Annotated in this window: 14 protein-coding genes and 1 pseudogene; 9 read left to right on the top strand and 6 right to left on the bottom strand. The window is 62.3% G+C overall.

Features of this window, described 5'->3' with window-relative positions; genetic code table 11:
* Positions 1-42: 42 nt before the first annotated feature.
* The 7 genes and pseudogenes from ACIN8IBEIGE_RS03095 to ACIN8IBEIGE_RS03065 all read left to right on the top strand — a co-directional run bounded on the left by ACIN8IBEIGE_RS03095 (position 43) and on the right by ACIN8IBEIGE_RS03065 (position 6,819).
* Entirely contained in the window at positions 43-1,530 is a 1,488-nt protein-coding gene (locus ACIN8IBEIGE_RS03095; protein WP_160013368.1) for an MBOAT family protein, read from the top strand.
* 11 nt (positions 1,531-1,541) lie between these two features.
* Positions 1,542-2,684: an alginate O-acetyltransferase gene (locus ACIN8IBEIGE_RS03090; RefSeq protein ID WP_160013367.1), complete on the top strand. Its 1,143-nt coding sequence runs from the start codon at positions 1,542-1,544 to the stop codon at positions 2,682-2,684.
* 65 nt (positions 2,685-2,749) lie between these two features.
* Complete coding sequence (locus ACIN8IBEIGE_RS03085; protein ID WP_160013366.1) at positions 2,750-3,394, top strand: alginate O-acetyltransferase AlgF; 645 nt, start codon at positions 2,750-2,752, stop codon at positions 3,392-3,394.
* Positions 3,395-3,562: 168 nt separating this feature from the next.
* Positions 3,563-5,002: a mannose-1-phosphate guanylyltransferase/mannose-6-phosphate isomerase gene (locus ACIN8IBEIGE_RS03080; RefSeq protein WP_160013365.1), complete on the top strand. Its 1,440-nt coding sequence runs from the start codon at positions 3,563-3,565 to the stop codon at positions 5,000-5,002.
* A gap of 108 nt (positions 5,003-5,110) precedes the next feature.
* Positions 5,111-5,538 (top strand): annotated as a pseudogene (locus tag ACIN8IBEIGE_RS03075) (multidrug transporter).
* Positions 5,539-5,572: 34 nt separating this feature from the next.
* Positions 5,573-6,403 (top strand): SDR family oxidoreductase, encoded by an 831-nt coding sequence (locus ACIN8IBEIGE_RS03070; RefSeq protein ID WP_160013364.1) that lies wholly within the window; start codon positions 5,573-5,575, stop codon positions 6,401-6,403.
* 11 nt (positions 6,404-6,414) lie between these two features.
* On the top strand, positions 6,415-6,819 hold the full coding sequence (locus ACIN8IBEIGE_RS03065) for a hypothetical protein (protein WP_160013363.1): 405 nt from the start codon (positions 6,415-6,417) through the stop codon (positions 6,817-6,819).
* On the opposite strand, the gene ACIN8IBEIGE_RS03060 is transcribed toward ACIN8IBEIGE_RS03065, so the two are convergent.
* The gene (locus ACIN8IBEIGE_RS03060; protein WP_160013362.1) at positions 6,816-8,813 is read right to left on the bottom strand and encodes a U32 family peptidase; all 1,998 of its coding nucleotides are present in this window, start codon (positions 8,811-8,813) and stop codon (positions 6,816-6,818) included. The two genes, ACIN8IBEIGE_RS03065 and ACIN8IBEIGE_RS03060, sit on opposite strands and share 4 nt — an antisense overlap.
* Positions 8,814-8,966: 153 nt before the next feature.
* Here ACIN8IBEIGE_RS03060 and ACIN8IBEIGE_RS03055 point away from each other — a divergent pair, with 153 nt between their 5' ends.
* On the top strand, positions 8,967-11,336 hold the full coding sequence (locus ACIN8IBEIGE_RS03055) for a DNA polymerase II (RefSeq protein WP_160013361.1): 2,370 nt from the start codon (positions 8,967-8,969) through the stop codon (positions 11,334-11,336).
* Positions 11,337-11,460: 124 nt separating this feature from the next.
* Positions 11,461-12,642: an AAA family ATPase gene (locus ACIN8IBEIGE_RS03050; protein ID WP_160013360.1), complete on the top strand. Its 1,182-nt coding sequence runs from the start codon at positions 11,461-11,463 to the stop codon at positions 12,640-12,642.
* 100 nt (positions 12,643-12,742) lie between these two features.
* On the opposite strand, the gene ACIN8IBEIGE_RS03045 is transcribed toward ACIN8IBEIGE_RS03050, so the two are convergent.
* The 5 genes from ACIN8IBEIGE_RS03045 to ACIN8IBEIGE_RS03025 all read right to left on the bottom strand — a co-directional run bounded on the left by ACIN8IBEIGE_RS03045 (position 12,743) and on the right by ACIN8IBEIGE_RS03025 (position 16,998).
* Positions 12,743-13,642 (bottom strand): DMT family transporter, encoded by a 900-nt coding sequence (locus ACIN8IBEIGE_RS03045; protein ID WP_160013359.1) that lies wholly within the window; start codon positions 13,640-13,642, stop codon positions 12,743-12,745.
* Positions 13,643-13,885: 243 nt separating this feature from the next.
* Positions 13,886-15,124: an organoarsenical effux MFS transporter ArsJ gene (gene arsJ / locus ACIN8IBEIGE_RS03040; RefSeq protein ID WP_160013358.1), complete on the bottom strand. Its 1,239-nt coding sequence runs from the start codon at positions 15,122-15,124 to the stop codon at positions 13,886-13,888.
* A 95-nt stretch (positions 15,125-15,219) separates the two neighbouring features.
* On the bottom strand, positions 15,220-16,224 hold the full coding sequence (locus ACIN8IBEIGE_RS03035; protein ID WP_160013357.1) for an ArsJ-associated glyceraldehyde-3-phosphate dehydrogenase: 1,005 nt from the start codon (positions 16,222-16,224) through the stop codon (positions 15,220-15,222).
* 24 nt (positions 16,225-16,248) lie between these two features.
* Positions 16,249-16,575: a YnfA family protein gene (locus tag ACIN8IBEIGE_RS03030; RefSeq protein ID WP_160013356.1), complete on the bottom strand. Its 327-nt coding sequence runs from the start codon at positions 16,573-16,575 to the stop codon at positions 16,249-16,251.
* A gap of 69 nt (positions 16,576-16,644) precedes the next feature.
* Entirely contained in the window at positions 16,645-16,998 is a 354-nt protein-coding gene (locus ACIN8IBEIGE_RS03025; RefSeq protein ID WP_160013355.1) for a metalloregulator ArsR/SmtB family transcription factor, read from the bottom strand.
* Positions 16,999-17,164 lie beyond the last annotated feature (166 nt).

Raw genomic sequence — 17,164 nt, 5'->3', positions numbered from 1 at the left:
TTGCGAGCCCCGGAAGAGTGGCTACTCAACGGAGATCTACGGATGGTGTTTTCATCCAACGTATTCCTGTTCCTGTTTCTGCCGATTTTTCTCGGCCTGTACTACCTGAGCAGTAATCGCTATCGCAACCTGCTGATCCTGATCGGCAGCTACGCCTTCTATGCCTGGTGGCGGGTGGATTTCCTCCTGCTGTTTGTCGCAGTCACCCTGTGGAATTACATCTTCGGCCTGCGTATCTATCAGGCGGGTGTCAGGTCCAAGGCGGCGCAGCGCTGGGTGCTGTGGGGGATCGTCGGCAACCTGGCGACTCTGGGCTATTTCAAGTACGCCAACTTCGGTGTGGCGAACATCAACAAGGTGATGGAAGCGGCCGGCCTGGAGCCGTTCCTGCTGACCCATGTGATCCTGCCGATCGGTATTTCCTTCTATATATTCCAGTCGCTCAGCTACCTGATCGACGTGTACCGCGGCGACACCAAACCCACAGAAAACCTGATCAACTTCGCCGCCTTTATCGCCCTGTTCCCGCAGCTGATTGCCGGGCCCGTGCTGCGCTACAAGGATCTGGCCGACCAGTTCACCGAGCGCAGCCACAGCCTCGACAAATTCAGCGAAGGCGCCACGCGCTTTATGCAGGGCTTCGTCAAGAAGGTGTTTATCGCCGACAGCCTGGCACCGCTGGTTGACCATATCTTCGCCCTGCAGAACCCCAGCACCGGCGACGCCTGGCTGGGCATGCTGGCCTACACCGCGCAGCTGTATTTCGACTTCTCCGGCTACAGCGACATGGCCATAGGCCTGGGTCTGATGATGGGTTTCCGCTTTATGGAAAACTTCAACCAGCCCTATATCAGTCAATCGATCACCGAGTTCTGGCGCCGCTGGCACATCAGCCTGTCCACCTGGCTGCGCGACTACCTCTACGTGCCGCTGGGCGGCAACCGTGGCGGCACCTTCAACACCTACCGCAACCTGTTTCTGACCATGCTGCTGGGCGGCTTCTGGCACGGCGCCAACTGGACGTTCCTGCTCTGGGGGGCGTGGCACGGCATGTGGCTGGCCATCGAGCGAGCGCTGGGGGTGAACGCCGCACCCACGCTGATCAACCCGCTGAAGTGGCTGTTCACTTTCCTCCTAGTGATGCTCGGCTGGGTGATCTTCCGCGCCGAGAACCTCGACGTGGCCTGGCGCATGTACAGCGCCCTGTTCAGCCCGGCGATGTTCAGCAGCCAGGCCTGGACATTGAGTGAGCTGAACCGCGCCAGCATCAGTGATCTGCAGATCGCCACCCTGCTGCTGGCCTACGCGGTGATGGCCTTCTGCGGCCTGCGCCAGTTCTACCGCCAGCGTGCGGCAAGCGCTGGCAACGGCCTGCTACCCAGCAGCGGCGCACTGCTGCTGACGCCTGCCGACGCGAGTATCGCCCTGCCCCGTTACCTGATGCGCGGCGCCTTGCTGCTGTTGTTCTGCGCCTCGCTGCTCAAGCTCTCGGCGCAAAGCTACTCGCCGTTTCTGTACTTCCAGTTCTGAGGAGGCCGACCATGACGCGCCCGTTACGCACACTCTATGTCGCGCTGTTTATCGGCGTGCTGGGCCTGCTGTTTGCCTGGTCCATGCGCTCGGTACTGAGTTATCAGCTACCCAAGCAGTTCAGCATCATCGACGGTGGCCTGGCGAAGACCTTCGAAAGCCATTACGACGAGCACTTCCCGATCAAAACCCTCGGCACCAGCCTGTGGGCCGGCCTGGACTATCTGCTGTTCAACGAAGGCCGCCCAGGCGTACAGATAGGCGAGCAGGGTTGGCTGTACTCGAGTGAGGAGTTCAAAGCAGAGGTCGACGGCGCCCAACAGGTGCGCGACAACCTGGCGCTGATCAAGGGTGTACGCGATGAACTGGCGCAGCGCGACGTGCTGTTACTGCTGGCCATCGTGCCGAGCAAGTCGCGGCTGTACCCGGAGTTTGTCGGTGACAACCTCACCAGCAGCTTGCGCCAGGGGCTTTACCAACACTTCCTCAACGAGGTGCGCGCCGCCGATATTGCCGCGCCGGATCTGCTCAGCACCTTGCAGGCCGGCAAAGCCAGCGGCGCCATGTTCCTGCGTACCGACACCCATTGGACGCCAGAAGGCGCAGACCTGGTAGCCCAGCAACTGAGCAGCACGCTCAAACGCGCCATCAGCCTGGCGGGCGAGCCGCAGGTGTTTGTCACCCAAACCAGTCCGGCAAAGCCCTACCCCGGTGACCTCACCCGCTTTCTGCCGCTGGAACCGCTGTTCGGCCACCTGCTGCCGCCCCCCGATCAGCTGCGCCGCCACACAACCCTGGCCGCCGAGCAAGCCTCAGGGGCTGATGCGTTGTTCAGCGACAGCGAAATGCCGGTGGCGCTGGTTGGCACCAGCTACAGCGCCAACCCCGCCTGGAATTTTGCCGGGGCGCTGCGCCAGCACCTGCAACGCGACCTCAGCAACCACGCCGAAGATGGCCAGGGCCCATTGGTACCGATGCTCAAGTACCTGCAAAGCGACGAGCTGAAGGATGCCCCACCGCAGCTGGTGATCTGGGAGTTTCCCGAACGTTACCTGCCCATGAGCAACGACCTCAGCGCCTTCGATGCGCAGTGGTTAAGCGCCCTCAAACACCCCAGCGGCAACCGCCGCCTGGCCGCCAGCGACAGGCGTTAAAGCCTGTCGCCGCAACTGCGGTACTGCGTACCGCTTTGTTAACTCATCCACAGGGAGTTCTACCCATGCACAGACCCACCTCAACCTTCGGAATGTTCTATGCCTGCGCGCTGGCCCTGAGTCTCACCAGCCTCACTGCCACTGCGGGCGAAGGCGGCCTGTACGCGCCAACCGCCCCCAAGGGCTCGACCTTTATCCGCGGCTACAACGCCAGTAATAACGAACAAAACTTCAGCGTCGGCAACACCGAGCTCAGCGACATCGCGCCGTTGGCCTCCAGTGACTTCAGCTTTCTTCCGGCCGGCAGCTACAGCGCCCAGGTCGGCAGCAGCAGCCTGCCGGTAAAACTCGAAGCCGAGCAGTTCTACACCCTGGTCAGCCAGGTCGGCGAACCGCCCAAGCTGGTGGCCGAGGCGCCCTTCAACAACAAGCGCAAGGCATTGCTGCGGGTGCAAAACCTCGCGGACAGCACCCTCAGCCTGAAAACCGCCGACGGCAAACCGGTGGTCGACCCCGTAGCGCCGGACGCCAACGGCCAACGCGAAGTCAACCCGGTCAAGGTCAGCCTGGCGCTGTTCGACGGCGAGCGCAAAGTCAGCGACCTCAAACCCGTCACCCTGACCCGTGGCGAAGTGGTGTGTCTGTACATCACCGGCAGCGGCAAGGCGCTCTCGCCGGTGTGGGTCAAGCGTCCGGCGCGAACTGAATAACCCCTGACAAGTACAAGTGCTGGCAATGACCGGCACAGCAAAGCAGCGCCTGCAGTGGCAGGCGTTTTGGAGTGATCCCCCAGTGCCGTTTATCAGCCTGGGCAACAGGGTATAACCGGTCACGGCCGGCCGCCCAACCAAACCAAAAGTGCTTTAGGAGTACATGCAATGATTCCAGTAATTCTCTCCGGCGGCAGCGGTTCACGACTCTGGCCGCTCTCGCGCAAGCAGTATCCCAAGCAGTTTCTCGCACTCACCGGCAGCGACACGCTGTTCCAGCAAACCATCAAGCGTTTGCGCTTCCCCGGCATGCAGGCGCCGGTACTGGTGTGCAACCTGGAGCACCGCTTTATCGTCCAGGAACAGCTCAACAGCCAGCAGCTGGAAACCCAGACCATCCTGCTTGAGCCCTTCGGCCGCAACACCGCGCCGGCCGTAGCCATCGCCGCCATGCAGCTGCTCGCCGAGGGCCGCGATGAACTGCTGCTGATCCTCCCTGCCGACCATGTACTGACCGATCAACAGGCCTTCCAGAGCGCCTTGCAACTCGCCAGCCGCGCGGCGGAAAAAGGCGAAATGATGCTGTTCGGCATCCCCGCCAGTCGCCCGGAAACCGGCTATGGCTATATCAAGTCAGTGGCAGACCCGGCCTTGCCCGAAGGCATCATCCGCGTTGCGCAATTTGTCGAAAAACCTGACGAGGACCGTGCCCGCGAGTTTGTTGCCAGCGGCGACTACTACTGGAACAGCGGCATGTTTCTGTTCCGCGCCAGCCGTTACCTCGAAGAGCTGAAAAAGCACGATGCCGACATCTATGACACCTGCCTGCTGGCACTTGAGCGCAGCCAGATCGATGGCAGCCAGGTGACCATCGATGCCGCCACCTTCGCCTGCTGCCCGGACAATTCCATCGACTACACGGTGATGGAAAAAACCACCCGCGCCTGCGTAGTACCACTGGATGCAGGTTGGAACGATGTTGGCAGTTGGTCCTCGATCTGGGACGTACACCCCAAGGACGCCCAAGGCAACGTGCTGTCCGGCGATGTAGTAGTGCATGACAGCCACAACTGCCTGGTGCACGGCAACGGCAAGCTGGTCTCGGTGATCGGCGTGCAGGACATCGTGGTGGTGGAAACCAAGGACGCCACCATGATCGTGCACAAGGACCGCGTGCAGGACGTCAAGGCCATGGTCAACCAGCTTGATGCCGACGAGCGCAGCGAAACCCAGAACCACTGTCAGGTCTATCGCCCGTGGGGCTCCTATGACTCGGTGGACATGGGCGGGCGCTTCCAGGTCAAGCACATCACGGTCAACCCCGGCGCCACCCTCTCCCTGCAGATGCACCACCACCGCGCTGAGCACTGGATCGTGGTATCCGGCACCGCCGAGGTGACCTGCGATGACAAGGTGTTCCTGCTCACCGAAAACCAGTCCACCTACATCCCCATGACCTCGGTGCACCGTCTGAGCAACCCCGGCAAGATCCCCCTGGAGATCATCGAAGTGCAATCGGGCAGTTACCTGGGTGAGGACGATATCCAGCGTCTGGATGATGTCTACGGCCGCAGCCAGACCGCCAAGCTGAGTCTCGCAGCCGGTTGATGCACAACCGCCAGCCCTGCACATGGGCTGGCGGGCCAAAGCATGTACCCAGCCGCCCGGCCTTGTGTAGGATGAACGTCTGTTTATCGACCAAGGCCATCTATCCCCATGTTATTCGGTGCAATCCTGGTACTGAGCTGGCTGATCTTGCTGATCCGCTACCCGAGCAAGGCCCTGCCGATCTCTCTCGGCGCGCTGATCGGCCTGGGCCTGGTCGCCAGCTGGCCCACCTCGAGTTACGCCTCGACTACGCGCCGGACCGCTGCCCGGCAGATCGTCCGCTGGTCCTGAACCTGAAGAACGGCAGCGAAGCCGCACTGCTTGAGCTGCATTGGCAGATCGCCGCCTACCGCCCCGGCGACAGCATCAACCTGGCCGAGCGCCTGTATGAAACCCCGCGGTACAGCGGCCCTGGCGAATTGCTGCCCGGCGCCGACTGGCAAACCTGCTTGCCCTTGCCAACCCTGCGCAGCGGTTACCGCGCCAGTACGCTGGAGTTTCGCGCCGAGCGCCTGCAAGGCAGCTTTAGCCGCTGATATTTGCCCCCATTAGAACGACAAGGAAAGCCGCATGACCCAGCCCAGCGTACTGATCACCGGATGTTCCAGCGGTATTGGCCGCGCCCTGGCCGAGGTGTTTCAACAAGCCGGTTATCAGGTCTGGGCCACCGCGCGCAAAGCCGAAGACCTCTCAGCACTGAGCGAAGCGGGCTTTCACGCCGTGCAACTGGACGTCAACGATGGTCTGGGGCTGGGCCAACTGGCAGAACGCCTGAAAGCCGAAATTGGCTGCCTCGATGTGCTGATCAACAATGCCGGCTACGGTGCCATGGGCCCGCTGCTCGATGGCGGCGTCGAAGCCATGCGCAAGCAATTCGAAACCAACGTGTTCTCGCTGATCGGCGTAACCCGCGCGCTGTTCCCGCTGCTGCGGCAGAACAAGGGCCTGGTGGTGAATATCGGCAGCGTCTCGGGTGTGCTGGTCACCCCCTTCGCTGGCGCCTACTGTGCTTCCAAGGCCGCCGTGCATGCACTGACCGATGCCCTGCGCCTGGAGCTGGCGCCCTTCGCCATCGAGGTGATGGAAGTGCAGCCCGGCGCCATTGCCTCCAGCTTCGGCGCCAACGCCAGCCAGCAGGCCGAGCAGCTGATCGACGAAGCCTCGCCCTGGTGGCCGATCCGCGACGGCATCCGTGCCCGCGCCAACGCCTCGCAGGACAACCCCACCCCCTCCAGCCACTTTGCCCGTAACCTGCTTGCCGCCGTGCAAAGCAAACCCCGGCCAAACCTGGTGCGCCTGGGCAATGGCAGCCGCAGCATGCCGCTGATCGCTGCCCTGCTGCCTAAGCGGCTGCTCGAAGCCGTACTGAAAAAACGCTTCGGCCTAAACCGCAGCCTCTAGGAGCACACCCCATGCGCGAACCAAGCCCCAACAGCGTTCCGGTCACCCGCCTGGCCCTGGCTGGTGTGCTGGCGGTGATCGCGCTCAACCTGCTGCTGCGCACCTGGGTCAAACTCGGCGGGCCACTCGCGACCCTGCTGATTGCCAGCGTCGTGGCCGCGGGCATGGCCCTGTGGTTTATCTGGCGCAACCAACGCCGTCCCCGGCAAGGCGAACGTCGCCGCCTGCTAGCGCTCTACGGCGGCATCCTGGCCCTGCTTTATCTGGGGCTACTGGCGATGATGACGTTGCAGGACGAACCCAGCCCCATGGGGCTGCTGATCTTTGGCCTGCATTATTTCTGTTATCCGCTAATGGCCTGGCTGTTGTTCGCGGAGCGCTTTGGCAAACCGCAGGACGAGCCCCGCTCGCCCTAGCGTTTGATGGTCTTGAGCAAATCTTCCGGGGTGATATAACCCACCGCGCCGCCCTTGCTCTGGGCGCTGCCCGGCTGCGGCTGATGCAGGATATGACCCTTCATCTTGCCGATGATATGCATCTCGCAGGGCTTGCAGTCGAACTTCAGGGTCAGCACTTCATCCTGATGGATCAGCTGCATGTCCGACACCTTGGTGCGCACGCCGGTAACGCCCTTGGCCTGCTTGGGGCAGAGGTTGAAGGAGAAGCGCAGGCAATGCTTAGTGATCATCACCGGTACATCACCCGCCTCTTCGTGGGCCTCGTAGGCGGCGTCGATCAGTTGCACACCGTAACGCTTGTAGAAGGTGCGGGCCTTGTCGTTGTAGACGTTGGCGAGGAAGGTCAGGTGCGATTCCGGGTACACCGGCGGCGGCACGCTGACCGGCTTGCGCCCGCCACGCGGGTGAGCGGCGACGCGGGCCTGGGTCAGCGCCTCGATGGCTTCGCGGCGCAGGGCCTTGAGTTGCGAGCCGGGGATAAAGGGCACGACCTCGCAATCGATCTGCGCGCCGCTGCTGTAGTAGATGGTGGTACCCAGCTTGCTCAGGCCATCGGCCAGTTGTTCACGGGCCTGTTCGGCATCCTTGGCGGCGGCGAACGGGCCGGCTAGGCTGACGCTGGCACTGATGCCGTCAGCGCTGGTGACGCTCAGGTTCAACTGCTCGCCCTGCATGGCGAGCTGCCAGCTGACCGCAATCCGTCGCTCGGATGAGGTCTTGAGCAGGGCCTGCTGCCAGTTATGGTCGAGGTTGCGATTGAGCGGATGCTGCGGGCGCACGCGGTGCATGGCCTCGGGCATCTCATTGGGCTCGACGCGGTAGCGGTAGCGCTTCGCGCCGTCTTCCTCGAACTCGCCTTTAAGCTCGGCGATATTCGCACGAAAACCCACCACTTCGCGCTTGATCAGCACGTTAAGGCCATCGCCGTTGGACAGCGGCGTATCGGTGACGGCAATCAGATCACGCTTGCCGACTTTCTCCACATAGCCAACAGAGAGCCCGGTAAAGGTCGGCGAGTCGAACGCACCGATGTCCACCTTGCGGTCGGTGACGAAGTAATCGGTGCTGCCACGGTGGAAGGTCTTGTCGGTGTCCGGGGTGAAGAAGTGCTCGGTACGGCCGCTGGACGCGCGGGCCAGGTGCGGGCGCTGTTCGAGAATCGCATCCAGCTCGCGGCGGTAATGCGCGGTGATGTTCTTCACGTAGCTCATGTCCTTGTAGCGCCCTTCGATCTTGAACGAGCGCACGCCGGCATCGACCAGATGAATCAGGTTGTCGGTCTGGTTGTTGTCCTTCATCGACAGCAGGTGCTTGTCAAACGCCACCACGCGGCCCTGATCGTCTTTCAGGGTGTATGGCAGGCGGCAGGCTTGCGAGCAGTCACCACGGTTGGCGCTGCGGCCGGTCTGCGCGTGGGAGATGTTGCACTGCCCGGAGAACGCCACACAGAGCGCGCCGTGGATAAAGAACTCCACCGCCGAATCGACGTTGCGGCAGATGTTGTTGATCTCTTGCAGATTCAGTTCGCGGGCCAGCACCAGCTGGGAGAAGCCGGCGTTATCAAGGAAGCGGGCTTTCTCCAGGGTGCGGATATCGCACTGGGTACTGGCATGGATCTCGATCGGCGGCAGGTCCATTTCCATCACGCCCATGTCCTGCACGATCAGCGCATCGATGCCCGCCTCGTAGAGCTGCCAGATCATCTGCCGCGCCGGCTCCAGCTCATCCTCATGCAGGATGGTGTTGAGGGTGACAAACACCCGCGCATGGAACAGGTGGGCAAACTGCACCAGCTCGGCAATATCGGCCACGCTGTTGCTGGCGTTGTGCCGCGCCCCAAAGCCTGGGCCGCCGATATACACGGCATCGGCGCCGTGCAGAATGGCTTCCTTGGCAATCGCGGTATCGCGCGCCGGGCTTAACAGTTCGAGGTGGTGCTTGGGCAGGGACATGGTCTGGGTATCGGGCAGTCAATCAGGCCGAGCATTTTACTCGGAATAGCCGATTTGTCTGTGCCCGCTTGGCAGTCGCCAGAGCACTGTATAGGCATACAGACAAAAGCCCGCGTAGAATTGGCCGATCAAAAATGATGTGAGAGCAACGCGGTGGACTTACAACAGGGCTTTCTGCTGACCCGACACTGGCGTGATACGCCGGCCGGCACGCAGGTGGAGTTCTGGTTGGCCACCGACCACGGTCCGCGCCTGCTGCGTCTGCCACTGCAAACCTCGGTGGCATTTATTCCGGCTGGGCAACGCGAGCAGGCGCAGGCGCTGCTGGCGGGCAAACGCGGTGTCGAGCTGCGGCCGCTGGGCCTCAAGGACTTTCACCTGCGCCCGGTGCTGGGGCTGTATTGCCAGCAGCATCACCAGCTGATCGACATCAGCAAGCTGCTGCGCCGCGCCGGCGTCGAGGTGTATGAGGCCGATGTACGCCCGCCCGAGCGCTACCTGATGGAACGCTTTATCACCGCGCCCGTGCAGTTCACCGGCACGCCCGATATGGCCAAGCCGGCCCTGCTGCTGGAGGCGCAGATCAAGCCCTGTGAGGATTACCGCCCGACGCTCAAGCTGGCCTCGCTGGACATCGAAACCAATGCCTTTGGTGAGCTGTACTCCATCGCCATTGAAGGCTGCGGCCAGCGCAACGTGTATATGCTCGGCCGTACGCCGGAACAGCCGCCAGCGGTGGATTTTCAGCTGGAGTACTGCGCCAGCCGTGGCGAGCTGCTCGAATGCCTGAACCAGTGGATGGCTGAACATGATCCTGATGCTCTTATCGGCTGGAACCTGGTGCAGTTCGACCTGCGTATGCTGCACGAACACGCGCGCAACCTGGCCATCCCCCTGCGTTTGGGCCGCGATGGCAGCGAGATGCAGTGGCGCGAGCACGGCAGCGGTAACGGCCACTTCTTTGCCGACGCGGCCGGCCGCTTGATCATCGACGGTATCGAGGCGCTGCGCTCGGCAACCTGGAGCTTCCCCTCGTTCAGCCTGGAGAACGTCGCGCAAAGCCTGCTCGGCGAAGGCAAGGATATCTCCACGCCCTACCAGCGCATGGACGAAATCGACCGCATGTTCCGCGAAGACAAACCGGCCCTGGCGCGCTACAACCTGCGCGACTGCGAGCTGGTCACGCGGATCTTCGCCAAGACCGCGATCCTCGACTTTCTGCTGGAACGCGCCACGGTCACCGGCCTGCCGGCTGATCGCAACGGCGGCTCGGTGGCGGCCTTCGAGCACCTGTATATGCCGCTGATGCACCGCCGTGGCTTTGTCGCGCCGAACCTCGGCGACAACCCGCCGCAAGCCAGCCCAGGCGGTTTTGTTATGGAATCGCAGCCGGGGCTGTATGAGTCTGTGCTGGTGCTGGATTACAAGAGCCTGTATCCGTCGATTATCCGCAGCTTTCTGATCGACCCGGTGGGGCTGATCGAAGGCCTGCGTCAACCGGACGACGCGCATTCGGTGCCAGGCTTTCGCGGGGCGCGTTTCTCCCGTACTCAGCACTGCCTGCCGGCGATTGTCGAGCGGGTGTGGCAGGGCCGTGAGGCCGCCAAGCGCGAGCACAACGCACCGCTGTCGCAAGCGCTGAAGATCATCATGAACGCCTTCTACGGCGTGCTCGGCTCCAGTGGCTGCCGCTTCTTCGACACGCGCCTGGCCTCCTCCATCACCCTGCGCGGCCACGAGATCATGGCCCGCACCCGTGCGCTGATCGAGGCCGAGGGTTATGCAGTGATCTACGGCGACACCGACTCCACCTTCGTCTGGCTTAAACGCCCCCATGGGGAGGAAGACGCAGCACAGATTGGCCGCGCGCTGGTGGCCAAGGTCAATGCCTGGTGGCGTGAGCATCTAAAAGATAAGTACGGCCTGGAAAGTGCCCTGGAGCTGCAGTTCGAAACCCACTACCGGCGCTTTCTGATGCCGACCATCCGAGGTACCGAGGAAGGCAGCAAGAAGCGCTACGCCGGCCTGGTCAGCCAGGCCGACGGCAGCCACAAGATGGTCTTCAAGGGCCTGGAAACCGTGCGCAGCGACTGGTCGCCGCTGGCCCAGCAGTTCCAGCGCGAGCTGTATGAGCGCATCTTTCTCGGACAGCCCTATCAGGACTATGTGCGTGACTACGTCAGCCGCACCCTGAATGGCGAACTGGACGAGCTGCTGGTTTACCGCAAGCGCCTGCGCCGCCTGCTCACCGATTACGAACGCAACGTACCGCCCCATGTGCGCGCCGCGCGCCTGGCCGATGAGTTCAACGCCGCGCACGGCCGCCCGCTGCAATACCAGCGTGGCGGCTGGATCAGCTATGTGATCACCAGCGCCGGCCCACAACCTCTGGAAGCACGCAGCGCCGTCATCGACTACGACCACTACCTGAGCCGCCAACTGCAACCGGTGGCTGACGCCATCCTGCCGTTTGTCGAGGATGATTTCGCCACGCTGATCGGCGGGCAGTTGGGGTTATTTTGAACGCTCTTGTAGGGTGGATGGCGCTTTACCCATCCACCATTCACGGCCTCACTGGTGGATAAAAAGAGCGTCATCCACCCTACATGCTGCCAGCATCCATTAATCAATCGTCAGGACGACACCCATGCTGCACACCCTTGCCGTCGCCAACTACCGCTCAATCAATAATCTGGTGCTGCCATTGGGCCGGCTCAATCTGGTCACCGGGGCCAATGGCAGCGGCAAATCCAACCTCTATCGCGCCCTGCGCCTGCTCGCGGAAACCGCGCAGGGCGGCGTGGTCAATGCCCTGGCCCGTGAGGGCGGGCTGGACTCAACCTTCTGGGCCGGGCCGGAAACCCTCAGCCGGCGCATGCTCAGCGGCGAGGTGCCGGTACAGGGCGGCCCGCGCAAGGAGGTCAGGCGCCTGCGCCTGGGTTTTGCCGGTGATGATTTCAGCTATGCCATTTCCCTCGGGCTGCCGGAGTCCAACTCCGGCGAGAGTCGCGATATTCCCAGTGCCTTCGCCCTGGACCCCGAGATCAAGCGCGAATGCATCTGGGCCGGAGGCAGCTTTCGCCCCGCCTCGCTGCTGGTGGATCGCGCCGGACCGATGGTGCGTATGCGCGAGGGGCGCAACTGGCAGGTGATGGCCCAGCATCTGCCGAGCTTCGACAGCCTGTATGAGCAGATCGGCAATGATCCCGCCTGCCCGGAAGTCTCCCACCTGCGCGAACATATCCGCCGCTGGCGCTTCTACGATCACTTTCGCAGCGATGCCGAAGCGTCCGCGCGCCAACCGCAGCTGGGTACCCGTACGCCGGTTTTGCATCACGACGGTCGTGACTTGGCGGCAGCGTTACAGACCATTCGCGAAATCGGCGATGCCGCTGCACTGGATGCAGCCATCAGCGACGCCTTCCCCGGTACTCGTCTGCGCATCGACTTTCAGCAAGGCGGGCGCTTTGTCGTGGAGTTACGCCAGGAGGGCTTGCTAAGACCGTTGTCGGCCAGCGAACTGTCGGACGGCACCCTGCGCTACCTGCTGCTGGTCGCCGCCCTACTCACGCCAAGGCCACCCTCACTGATGGTGCTGAACGAACCGGAAACCAGCCTGCACCCGGATCTGCTGCCCGCCCTCGGCCGGCTGATTATCGCCGCCTCGCAACATACCCAGGTGTGGGTGGTGTCCCACGCCAGCCGGTTGATCGCCACTCTGGAACAGCACCCCGAGTGCAACGCCATCGTCCTGGAAAAACAGCTGGGACAAACTGTAATCCAGGGCCAGGGCATGCTCGATGAACCAGCTTGGAAGTGGCCGAGTTAACCCTTGGCGGCCAGGGCCGTTCGTGGGGTGGAAGACGCTTCACCCATCCACCCGCTACGATCCGATGGTGGATGATAAAAGCGTCATCCACCCTACGCGTCTAGGCCTCGCGCGCCACGGCTATCGGTATGGCTTTGGGTTTACGGAATACCAGCACGTTACCGAGCATCACCAGCAGCAGGCCGAATAGCGCCGGCGCGGTCCACTGGTAGCCCTCGGCAAACACCGAGATATTCAGCGCGACCACCGGGAACAGCACGGTGCAGTAAGCCGCGCGCTCCGGCCCCATGCGCCCGACTAGCGTCAGGTAGGCGGTAAAGCCGATCACCGAGCCGGGAATCGCCAGGTACAGCAAGGTGCCGATATAACGGGTGTTCCACTCGAAGCCGAACGGCGTGCCACTGACCAGACAGATCGCCACCAGCATCAGCGCGCCATACAGCATGCCCCAGGCGTTGGTGGTCAGCGGTTTGAGCCCGGCCTTCTGCTGCAGACTGGAGAGCATATTGCCGGCGGAGAAGCACAGGGTACCGAGCAATGCCAAGCCGATGCCCAGCAGGGTTTCATGGCTGGCTTCCTGCCCGGCCAGTTCCGGCCAGAACAACAGCGCCAGGCCGCCAAGGCCCAGCGCGCCACCGGCCAGCACATTGGCGGCGATCTGCTGCTTGAAGAACAGCCGCGCATTGAGCGCATTCCACAACGTGGCAGTGGAGAAAATCACCGCCACCAGGCCGCTGGGGATCCACTGGCTGGCGGTGTAGAAGCACATAAAGTTCAGGCAGAACAGACACAGGCCCTGCACCAGGCAGATCAGCTGACCGCGCGTGTCGAGTTTCTGCAGGCGGCCGCTCAGCAGCAGGATGGCGAACAGCACTGCCGCGGCCAGGGCAAAGCGATAGGCAATGGAGGCGGCAATTGCCACCTCGCCCAATTGCAGTTTGAGGGCGATCCAGGTGGTGCCCCAGATCAGTACGGTAAGCAGATAGAGCGACAGATTCATCAACAGACTCCCGGTAGATGGTTGAGAGTCTGCGCCTGATCAGCCCTGGCGCTCTTGCATAAACTTGCGCTTTTTAGGGTCTACCATCTTTGGCGGCCACACTGCTGGCCGTCGCAGCGCAACGCTAAAAAAGCCGATACCAGTTGAGTGCCATAAGCGGGGCAGGTTGGCGTTGAGCGCAGCGAAGCCCAACAGAAATCGGCACACACCGTTGGGCTTCTGCGCTGCGCGCCTCAACCCAACCTACCTGTCAACCTCCTTTGAATGCCTAGGCAAACCAATGGAAATCACTGCCGCCAGCAGGACAAAAGCCGAGGACACCCACAGGCAGGCTTGCAGGCCATAGGCCTGATAAACCCAGCCCGAGAGCAGCGTGCCGATCAGCCGGCCGAGGGCGTTGGACATGTAATAGAAGCCAACATCCAGCGACACGCCGTCTGCCTTGGCGTAGCTGACGATCAGGTAGCTGTGCAATGAGGAGTTCACCGCAAACAGCGCGCCAAACAGCAGCAGTCCGCCGAGCAAGACCCACTGCGCGGATAAATCACTGTTCAGACCCAGGGCAATTGCGGCGGGCAACCCTGCCAGCACGGCAGCCCAGGCGAATGCCGCGCGGCCATCCGGCAACTGGCCGCTGCCCTTGCCACTGAACCTACTGGTGAGCGCTGGGGCGAAGGACTGCACCATGCCGTAGCCGATCACCCAGGCGGCGAGAAAGCCGCCGACCAACCAGAAATCCCAGCCAAAACTGCTTGCCAGGTACACCGGCAACGCCACCACAAACCACACATCGCGGGCGCCGAACAGGAAAAGCCGCGCGGCCGAAAGCAGGTTGATCGCCCGGCTCTTGGACAGCATGTCGCGAAACTTCGGCTTGGCTTTCGCCTTGCCTAGATCCTTCTTCAGCAGCAACAGACTGGCCAGCCAGATCAGCGCCAGCACGGCGGCCATGGCCAATACCGCACCGGTAAAGCCGAGCAGCGCCAGCAACGCGCCGCCCATAAAGAAACCCACGCCCTTGAGCGCATTCTTCGAGCCGGTAAGGATCGCCACCCACTTGTACAAAGTTCCCTGCTGACTGTCCGGCACCAGCAGCTTGATCGAGCTCTTCGCGCTCATCTTGTTCAAGTCTTTGGCGATACCGGACAAGGCCTGGGCGCCCATCACCCAGGGGATGGTCAGCCAGGCCGCAGGCACCGTGAGCATCAGCAAGGCCGCCACCTGCAGGCCCAGGCCGATATTCATGGTGCGATTAAGCCCCAGCCGTGCGCCCAGGTAGCCACCGACCAGGTTGGTGACCACGCCGAAAATCTCATAGAACAGAAACAGCGCAGCGATCTGCAGCGGCGTGTAACCCAGGCTATGAAAATGCAGCACCACCAACATGCGCAGCGCGCCGTCGGTCAGGGTGAAAGCCCAGTAGTTGCCGGTGACCAGCAGGTATTGGCGCACTTCGGGGCCTAGGCGGGATAAGGCGTGCATGTGCTGATCTCCTGATCAGACCGTAGGGTGGATGGTGCTTTACCCATCCACCAGATAACCAAGGTGGATGAAAAAGGCGTCATCCACCCTACGGATCAATCGGCTGCACTCACCATCCGCGCCAATTCCACCGCGCGGTTGGCGTAGCCCCATTCGTTGTCGTACCAGGCGTAGAGCTTCACCTGGGTGCCGCCCACCACCATGGTCGACAGCGCATCGATAATCGAGGAGCGTGGATCGGTGCGGTAGTCGATGGATACGAGCGGACGTTCCTCATAACCAAGAATCCCGGCCAGCGGCCCGTCAGCGGCAGCTTTCAGCAGTGCGTTGACTTCCTCCACAGTAGTGGCGCGCTCCACTTCAAATACGCAATCGGTCAGCGAGGCGTTGGCCAGCGGTACGCGTACAGCGTGGCCATTCAGCTTGCCGCTCAGCTCGGGGAAGATCTCGGCAATCGCCGTGGCCGAACCGGTGCTGGTGGGAATCAGGCTCATGCCGCTGGCGCGGGCGCGACGCAGGTCCTTGTGCGGCGTATCGAGGATGCTCTGGGTGTTGGTCAGGTCGTGGATGGTGGTGATCGAGCCGTGGCGAATACCGAGGCTCTCGTGGATCACCTTGACCACCGGAGCCAGGCAGTTGGTGGTGCAGGACGCCGCCGTGACGATGCGGTGCTGCGCCGGGTCGAACAGCTGCTGGTTAACGCCCATGACGATATTCAGCGCGCCCGGCTCTTTTACCGGCGCACAAACCACCACGCGCTTTACGCCTTGATCGAGATAGGCCTGTAGCACGGCGACGGTTTTCATTTTGCCGCTGGCCTCGATCACCAGATCGCAGCCGCTCCAGTCGGTATCGGCGATGGTCTTGTTGGCCGTGACCTGGATACGTTTGCCGTCAATCAGGATGCACTCGCCCTCACTGCTCGCCTCGTGCTGCCAGCGGCCGTGCACCGAGTCGAAATTCAGCAGATGCGCGTGAGTCGGCGCATCGCCGGCCGGATCATTGATCTGCACAAACTCCAGTTCCGGCCAGCCCCAGGCCGCACGCAGCGCCAGACGACCGATACGACCAAAACCGTTGATACCTACCTTGATAGCCATGGACAGACTCTCTCGTTGAACGGATTAAATATTGCGCGGCGCAAACATGATGATCGCCATACCGAGCATGGCCACAGCCGCGCCCAGCAGGTCCCAGTGGGTCGGACGGATGCCATCCACCAGCCATAGCCAGACAATGGCGGTGGCCACATAGACCCCGCCATAAGCGGCATACACCCGCCCGGCGGCGGTGGGGTGCAGGGTCAGCAGCCAGGCGAACAGCGCCAGCGCGGCGGCGGCCGGCACCAGCAGCCAGATGCTCTTGCCCTGCTTGAGCCACAGGTACGGCAGGTAGCAGCCGATGATCTCGGCCAATGCAGTCAGGGCGAACAGCCCAAGGGTGTTGAGCATGCTCACCTCTGATGGTTGAAAGACAACGGGGGACTAAGTAGAACAGGCGACATCCGGCGCATCTCCTGCTCAGCCACAGTTCAACGGGCGTGCGGGGCGGTTACGCATACCCTGCAAACGCTGGCTGTCAAGCGACAGCGATGGCGCATCCGCCACCAGCAACTGCGCCAATAGTGGCGTAACCCAATCAGGCAGTTGGGGGTGCAGGCGGTAATACACCCACTGACCGGCACGCCGATCCGCCAGCAACCCGCTGCTGCGCAATAACGCTAGGTGGCGGGAAATCTTCGGCTGACTCTCATCCAGAGCCGCAGTCAGCTCACAGACACACAGCTCACCTTCACTCACCAGCAGCTGAATCAGGCGCACGCGGGTTTCATCGGCCAGGGCTTTGAACAACTCAGTCGGTGTTATCGGCAGCACATCTTAAATTCCATATATACGAATTCTCGAATATACATTGACCAGTGTGCCCACCGTCAAGCGCCCCCGAGTGGCAACCGAGGCCACAAGGGCTAACAAGCCATCTGCACAGCCATGCGCCGAGTGGTCTATCGCACCATTCGACAGCCCTTGCCGGGCAAGCTAG

This window comes from Pseudomonas sp. 8BK (genome assembly GCF_902506475.1).
Taxonomy (GTDB): Bacteria; Pseudomonadota; Gammaproteobacteria; order Pseudomonadales; family Pseudomonadaceae; genus Aquipseudomonas; species Aquipseudomonas anguilliseptica.
This window is presented reverse-complemented; position numbering and strand designations above follow the sequence as displayed.

Excerpts from the sequence above, each read along its gene's own strand:
- ACIN8IBEIGE_RS03095 (WP_160013368.1), top strand. The coding sequence starts at position 43 with ATGGTGTTTTCATCCAACGTATTCCTGTTCCTGTTTCTGCCGATTTTT.
- ACIN8IBEIGE_RS03090 (WP_160013367.1), top strand. The coding sequence starts at position 1,542 with ATGACGCGCCCGTTACGCACACTCTATGTCGCGCTGTTTATCGGCGTG.
- ACIN8IBEIGE_RS03085 (WP_160013366.1), top strand. The coding sequence starts at position 2,750 with ATGCACAGACCCACCTCAACCTTCGGAATGTTCTATGCCTGCGCGCTG.
- ACIN8IBEIGE_RS03080 (WP_160013365.1), top strand. The coding sequence starts at position 3,563 with ATGATTCCAGTAATTCTCTCCGGCGGCAGCGGTTCACGACTCTGGCCG.
- ACIN8IBEIGE_RS03070 (WP_160013364.1), top strand. The coding sequence starts at position 5,573 with ATGACCCAGCCCAGCGTACTGATCACCGGATGTTCCAGCGGTATTGGC.
- ACIN8IBEIGE_RS03065 (WP_160013363.1), top strand. The coding sequence starts at position 6,415 with ATGCGCGAACCAAGCCCCAACAGCGTTCCGGTCACCCGCCTGGCCCTG.
- ACIN8IBEIGE_RS03060 (WP_160013362.1), bottom strand. The coding sequence starts at position 8,813 with ATGTCCCTGCCCAAGCACCACCTCGAACTGTTAAGCCCGGCGCGCGAT.
- ACIN8IBEIGE_RS03050 (WP_160013360.1), top strand. The coding sequence starts at position 11,461 with ATGCTGCACACCCTTGCCGTCGCCAACTACCGCTCAATCAATAATCTG.
- ACIN8IBEIGE_RS03045 (WP_160013359.1), bottom strand. The coding sequence starts at position 13,642 with ATGAATCTGTCGCTCTATCTGCTTACCGTACTGATCTGGGGCACCACC.
- arsJ (WP_160013358.1), bottom strand. The coding sequence starts at position 15,124 with ATGCACGCCTTATCCCGCCTAGGCCCCGAAGTGCGCCAATACCTGCTG.
- ACIN8IBEIGE_RS03035 (WP_160013357.1), bottom strand. The coding sequence starts at position 16,224 with ATGGCTATCAAGGTAGGTATCAACGGTTTTGGTCGTATCGGTCGTCTG.
- ACIN8IBEIGE_RS03030 (WP_160013356.1), bottom strand. The coding sequence starts at position 16,575 with ATGCTCAACACCCTTGGGCTGTTCGCCCTGACTGCATTGGCCGAGATC.